Here is a 6,498-nt window from a genome sequence, read left to right as displayed (position 1 = left end):
GGGGGTGCGCGCGTTCGTCGCGTCGGTTTCGGGCGGGATGTTGGCTGTCTGTTTTTCCGTAGGGGTTGCCAGGGCCGACCCCGTGCTTGTCTTCCCCGGAATGGAAATCCACCAGGGCGGCCATCTGTGCACCTTGGGCTATGTCGACCCAGGCCTGCGGGTGGCGTTTACCGCCGGACATTGCCGCGGCGATGGCCCGGTGACCGACAAGGACAACCACGTCATCGGCAATCTGGCGACGTTCCGGGACAACACGCCCAACGGGGCAATCGTGGGCACCGACCAGCAGATCAACGATTACGAGTCGATCGTGCTGGCCAGCGATGTGACGCCGAACAACATCCTGCCCGGCGGACGCGCGCTGCAATCGGACCCGGGCCTTGTCGTCACGCCCGGCGAGCCCGTCTGCCATTTCGGCGTCGTCACCGGCGAAACCTGCGGAACAGTCGATGCGGTCAACAACGGCTGGTTCACTCTGGGTAACGGCGCCATCAGCCAGAAGGGCGATTCCGGCGGACCGGTCTACATCATCAGCCCGGCCGGCCAGGCACTAATTGTCGGCATGTTGAACAGCGTCTGGGGCAATCTCCCGGCGGCGGTTTCGTGGCAGGCTACCTCGCAGGAGGTCCGCCAGGACGTGGGAGTCGGCGGTCCGTCGATTTAGCCGTTCAGCTGAAGTTCGCCAGCGCGAAAACGGGGATTGACGGTGCAGCAGAACGTAATTCGTCGTCACCGGAGTCGGGCGTCAACCCCGCAATGTGGCCTTTGACTTCCCAATACCACTTGTCCAGGTATCGCCTCAGCAGGTCCGGTTTGGCCGCGTCGGCCACCTCGGTGGCGCGCAGTCTCCGACGACGCCAGCGTGGCCCGATATCCACGACGCCCGCGGCTCGGACATTGCGGACCCACTGGGTGTTGCCGCGCGGAGACACCAGGTAGTCGACGCCGTCTACGCTGAGCACGTTGATGACGACATCGTGGGCCTTGCCGGACTTGCGGCCGCGCACCTGCAGCGCCTTGGTCCCGGCGATGCTGATGCCCATCTGCGCCAGCCAGCGAATCAGCGCGTTGCCGACTCGGGCAGTTCGATTGGGTTCGTCGTATCGCAGCGTCATGACTTGTCCTTCCTGGGCTCACGAGAGCGGTGCTCTCATTGGGTGTCACGGTGCCATACCGATGACGCAATTTCAAGAGCAGTGATCTCTTATTGTGTCAAAATGGCTGGATGGGCAAGCGGCGTGAATCGCGTGAGCGCATCGAGGCGCAGATCGTCGAGCTCGGCCGGCGCCATCTGGTTGAACACGGCGCGGCCGGGTTGTCGCTGCGCGCGATCGCCCGCGACCTGGGCATGGTGTCGTCTGCGGTGTACCGGTACGTGTCCAGCCGCGACGAGTTGCTGACGTTGCTGCTCATCGACGCCTATTCCGACCTCGCCGACGAGGTGGATCGCGCCCGCGACGATGTGCCCGACGTGTGGAGCGACGACGTCATCGCGATAGCGCATGCAGCCCGCCGCTGGGCCACCGCTCATCCGGCCAGCTGGGCGCTGTTGTACGGCAGCCCGGTGCCCGGCTACCACGCGCCGGCCGAGCGAACGGTCGGTCCCGGAACGCGAGTAGTCAGCGCGTTGTTCGACGCCGTGGGCGCCGGTATCGCGACCGGCGACATCATGTTGACCAATTACCCTGCACAGCAACCTATTTCGTCAGACTTCGAACGCCTCCGACGGGAGTTCGGTTTCCCTGGCGACGATCCCGTCATCGCCAAGTGTTTCGCGGTGTGGGCCGGCGTGGTGGGAGCGATCAGCCTCGAGGTGTTCGGGCAATACGGCTCCGACACGCTGACCGACCCCGAAGCGGTGTTCGATACTCAGGTTCGGCTGCTTGTCGGAGTGCTGACCCAGCCCGACGTCAGCGCAACGCCGTACCGGGCAACGTCGCAGAATTAGAACACGTTCAACGACGGCTGCGGTGGCTGAAACGGCTGGCCGTGGCAACGTCTTTCTGCCGGGGCAGACGCTGGGCTATCCTGCGAGACGATGAGCCTCTCCGTTGGATCGCCCGTACAGATCGCCTGGGTAACTTACGCCCTGGACGCCACGGAAACAGCCCTCACCGGCCTGTTAGGCGTAAAAAAGTGGGTGCGGATACCCGATGTGCACTTTGCCCCGAACACCTGCAGCTACCTCGGCAGACCGGCCGACTTCGTCGCGCACATCTCGCTGAGCTATCTCGGCGATATGCAGCTAGAGCTGATCGCACCGGTCCGCGGCCCTAATATCTATAGTGACTTCTTGCGCGACAGCGGCCCGGGTCTGCACCACATCTGCGTCGAGGCCGATAGCCCCGAGCACTTCGAGGAGACCTTGGCCAGTGCCAGTGAGCACGGCGCGTCTGTGGTTCAGCAGGGCGTGATGCCCGGCGGTTTGCGGTTCGCCTATCTGGCCGCCCCGCAGGCCGGGGTGCCTTTCCTGGAGGTCGCGCACGTCTCTGACGAGATGCGGCAGTTCTTCGACTACGTCAAGCAGGAGCAACAGTGAGCCGCGCCGGCGACGATGCAGAACGTAGTGATGAGGAGGAGCGGCGCCAATGAGTCGCGCCGGCGACGATGCAGAACGTAGTGATGTGGGGGTACCACCCAGCCGCGGAGCGGCGAGGGGGAGAGGAGCGGCGCCAATGAGCACCGACATACCAGCAACTTTCAGCGCTGACGACGTGTCGTCGTGGTCCGACGATGTCGACGTCGTGGTCATCGGTTTCGGTATCGGGGGCGGTTGCGCTGCGGTGAGTGCGGCCGCGGCCGGCGCACGGGTGCTGGTGCTGGAGCGCGCGGCCGCGGCAGGCGGTACCACCGCGATGGCCGGAGGACATTTCTACCTCGGCGGCGGGACCGCGGTACAGGAGGCCACCGGGCACGCCGACTCCGCTGAGGAGATGTACAAGTATCTGGCCGCGGTGTCTCGCGACCCCGACCACGCGAAGATCCGTGCCTACTGCGACGGGAGCGTCGAGCACTTCAATTGGTTGGAGGACTTGGGTTTTCAGTTCGAGCGCAGTTACTTTCCGGGGAAGGCGGTAATCCAGCCCAACACCGAGGGGCTGATGTTCACCGGCAACGAGAAGGTCTGGCCGTTTCTCGAGCAGGCGGTTCCGGCTCCGCGCGGACACAAAGTACCGGTACCGGGCGACACCGGCGGCGCCAGCATGGTCGTCGATCTGCTGCTCAAACGCGCGACCAGCCTGGGTGTGCAGATCCGGTACGAGACCGGTGCCACCGCATTGATCACCGACAAGTCCGGAGCGGTCAGCGGCGTGGTGTGGAAGCAGTTCTCCGATACCGGCGCGATCAGAGCGAAGTCGGTGATCATCGCCGCCGGGGGCTTCGTGATGAATCCGGAGATGGTGGCCGCCTACACCCCGAAATTGGCCGAGAAGCCGTTCGTGCTGGGCAACACCTACGACGACGGGCTGGGGATCCGGATGGGCGTCTCGGCCGGCGGCGCGACCCAGCACATGGACCAGGTCTTCATCACCGCGCCGGCCTATCCGCCGTCGATCCTGCTGACCGGCGTCATCGTAAACAAGCTCGGCAAGCGTTTCGTCGCCGAGGACTCCTACCATTCGCGCACATCGGGTTTCGTCATGGATCAGCCGGACAGTGCAGCGTTCTTGATCGTCGACGAGGCTCATCTGAAGCCACCGGAGGTGCCGCTGATCCCGCTGATCGACGGCTGGGAAACCGTTGCCGAGATGGAAGCTGCGCTGGGCATCCCGCAAGGCAACCTCGTTGCGACGCTCGACCGTTACAACACCTACGCCGCGCGCGGCGAGGATCCCGACTTCCACAAGCAACCGGATTACCTTGCACCGCAAGACAAAGGACCGTGGGGTGCATACGACTTGTCCTTGGGCAAGGCGATGTACGCCGGCTTTACCGTCGGCGGGCTGGCCACCTCGGTCGACGGTCAGGTGCTGCGCGACGACGGCAGGCCGATCAGTGGCTTGTACGCCGTGGGCGCATGCGCATCCAACATCGCCCAGGACGGCAAGGGCTACGCCAGCGGCACGCAGCTGGGCGAGGGATCGTTCTTCGGCCGCCGCGCCGGAACTCATGCGGCCGCAAGCGTTTAGACTCTCGCCGGCTCACCTTCCAGCGGGCCCAGCCGCCATTGGCCTTGGCCGATCAGCTCGAGCCGCTGATTGTGATGATGTTCGACCGTGCTGCGGTGACTGACGCTGACCACGATGGTGTGAGGCAATTCGCTGCGCAGCAGCTGATACATCGCCAACTCCAGCCCTTCATCCATCGCCGAGGTGGCTTCGTCAAGGAACACAGCTTTGGGCTTGGTCAGAAGGACCCGCGCGAATGCCACTCGCTGCTGCTCGCCAGGCGACAGAACCTTCACCCAATCCTGAACATCGTCGAGCCGATCGACCAAGTGCCCCAACGCAACTCGATTCATCATGTCACGCAGTTCGTGATCCGGCACGTCGCCGGCGGCTGCCGGATAGGACACCACGGCTCGCAAATCACCCAGCGGCACATAAGGCAGCTGCGATAGGAACATGGTCTCGGGGCCGTCGGGCCGGCGCAATGTTCCGGTCGCATACGGCCACAGCTGGGCGAGGCTGCGCAGCAGCGTGGTCTTGCCGCTGCCGGACGGCCCAACGATCACCAGCGCGTCGCCGGTGGACAAGTGCACGTCGAGGCTGTCGATGAGCTGGTCGCCGTCCGGAGTGCGTACCTCCACGCCTTCGATGGAGACATCCCCGTCGGTGCTTGATCTGACCAGCAGCTCGGGCAGCTCCCGAGCCTTCTCGTCGGCCTCCACCAGGCCGTTGAGCCGGATGATCGCTGCGCGATAGCTGGCGAATTGGTCGTAGGCGTTACGGAAGAAGGACAGGCCGTCGCTGATGTTGCCGAACGCCGCGGCGGTCTGCGTGACGTCGCCGAACCGGATCTGTCCGGCGAACAACCGCGGTGCTTGAATCACCCACGGCAGCGGGACAATTGCCTGACTCATCGACAGGTTGAATCCGAACCAGCCGACTGTCCGGTTCACAAACTGCAGATAGTTGTCGATGATCGGGCGGAACCGGCCGCTCAACTGAACGCGCTCGGCGCGCTCGCCGCGGTAGAAGCCGACCGCCTCGGCGGAGTCGCGGACCCGCACCAGCGCATAACGGAATGCCGCGTTCGTCAGCTCGTTGCGGAAGCTGAGCCAGATCAACGGGCGCCCGATCCAGAAGCCGATGATTGTCGCGAACAACACGTAGACGATGACGATCCAGAACATCGCCTTGGGCAAGGTGACGCCGAACAAGGTCAGTGGTCCGGACAGATTCCACAGGATCGCCGTGAACGACACCACCGACAACATCGCGTTGACCGCGCCGAACACCAGCACGCTGCCGGTGCCGTTGGATGGCACGTTGGGCGTGGCTCCGACATTGGCGGTCAACACGTCGATGTCTTGCTGAATACGCTGGTCAGGGTTGTCGATGGTGCTGTCGATGAACCGGCCGCGGTAATACGCCCGGCCCTCCAGCCAGTCGCCGGTAAGCCGTTCGGTGAGCCAAACCCGCCACGCCACGATAAAGCGCTGCAGGAGATAGATGTCGAGCATGAAACGAGCGATGTGCAGCACCGCCATAATGCTGAAGATCAAAATCGACATCCAAAAGCCATGGACACCAGACTGTTTCACGGCGCGGTCGTGAGTGGCCATGCCCTGCACGGCAGTCTGTACGGCCGAACTCAGATCGTTGGCCTGGTAGCTGAACAGCACGTTGAGGCGCACCGAGATGACCACCGATAGCAGCAGGACCCCGAGCATCAGCCAGACCCGGACGCTTTGCCGACCAACGAAGTAATCGCCGGTGATCCGCCAGAATTGGTGACCCCACGGGGTGACCAATCGCAGCAGCACCAGTACGACGATCGCGCTGACTGCGCTGATCACCCAGGCCAGGCCCACCCAGGAAAATGAGTCGGCCAGCGCGTGACCCCAATTGATGGACGGCTTGAACAGCTCCACGGTGCGCCTGCTCCTCGGTGTACGTGAACTATCCCGCGAAGCTACCGCAGCAGGCCGGTTCAGGCTGACTCCCGGTGGTTAGGCTCAGCGGATGGGCACCGAGGCCGAAAACACCTTTCACGCGGGCCGGCTTGTCGCCCGCCGGCTGAAGGCCAGCGGAATCGACACCGTCTTCACGTTGTCCGGCGGTCATTTGTTCTCCATCTACGACGGATGTCGCAGCGAGGGCATCCGGCTGATCGACACCCGTCATGAGCAGACTGCCGCATTCGCCGCAGAAGGCTGGTCGAAGGTAACGCGGCAGCCGGGGGTCGCCGCACTGACCGCCGGCCCGGGCGTGACCAATGGAATGAGCGCGATGGCCGCCGCGCAGCAGAATTCCTCGCCGCTGCTGGTCCTCGGCGGCCGGGCGCCGGCTGGGCGCTGGGGGATGGGGTCGCTGCAGGAGATCGACCATGTTC

At 64.3% G+C, this 6,498-nt stretch carries 7 protein-coding genes; 5 read left to right on the top strand and 2 right to left on the bottom strand.

Annotated elements, in window-relative coordinates; translation table 11 throughout:
• The first annotated feature begins 4 nt into the window (after positions 1 to 4).
• Entirely contained in the window at positions 5 to 664 is a 660-nt protein-coding gene (locus WB785_RS01370) for a hypothetical protein (protein WP_424076913.1), read from the top strand.
• Positions 665 to 668: 4 nt separating this feature from the next.
• On the opposite strand, the gene WB785_RS01365 is transcribed toward WB785_RS01370, so the two are convergent.
• Positions 669 to 1,115 carry a nitroreductase/quinone reductase family protein gene (locus WB785_RS01365; RefSeq protein WP_424076912.1) on the bottom strand — a complete coding sequence of 149 codons (447 nt, stop codon included), beginning with the start codon at positions 1,113 to 1,115 and terminating at the stop codon, positions 669 to 671.
• Between the two features lie 110 nt (positions 1,116 to 1,225).
• On the opposite strand from WB785_RS01365, the gene WB785_RS01360 reads away from it, so the two are divergent.
• From WB785_RS01360 to WB785_RS01350, 3 genes are all read left to right on the top strand, one after another.
• A complete protein-coding gene (locus tag WB785_RS01360; RefSeq protein WP_424076911.1) occupies positions 1,226 to 1,948 on the top strand; it encodes a TetR/AcrR family transcriptional regulator in 723 nt (240 codons plus the stop codon).
• A gap of 90 nt (positions 1,949 to 2,038) precedes the next feature.
• On the top strand, positions 2,039 to 2,539 hold the full coding sequence (locus WB785_RS01355) for a VOC family protein (protein WP_424076910.1): 501 nt from the start codon (positions 2,039 to 2,041) through the stop codon (positions 2,537 to 2,539).
• 136 nt (positions 2,540 to 2,675) lie between these two features.
• A complete protein-coding gene (locus WB785_RS01350; RefSeq protein WP_424076909.1) occupies positions 2,676 to 4,130 on the top strand; it encodes an FAD-binding protein in 1,455 nt (484 codons plus the stop codon).
• On the opposite strand, the gene WB785_RS01345 is transcribed toward WB785_RS01350, so the two are convergent.
• Positions 4,127 to 6,037, bottom strand: a complete 1,911-nt coding sequence (locus WB785_RS01345) for an ABC transporter ATP-binding protein/permease (RefSeq protein ID WP_424076908.1) — start codon at positions 6,035 to 6,037, stop codon at positions 4,127 to 4,129. The two genes, WB785_RS01350 and WB785_RS01345, sit on opposite strands and share 4 nt — an antisense overlap.
• Before the next feature lie 91 nt (positions 6,038 to 6,128).
• Here WB785_RS01345 and WB785_RS01340 point away from each other — a divergent pair.
• A partial coding sequence (locus tag WB785_RS01340; RefSeq protein ID WP_424076907.1) for a thiamine pyrophosphate-binding protein occupies positions 6,129 to 6,498 on the top strand: 370 nt, incomplete at its 3' end.

This window comes from Mycobacterium sp. (genome assembly GCF_049585075.1).
Lineage (GTDB): Bacteria > Actinomycetota > Actinomycetes > Mycobacteriales > Mycobacteriaceae > Mycobacterium.
This window is presented reverse-complemented; position numbering and strand designations above follow the sequence as displayed.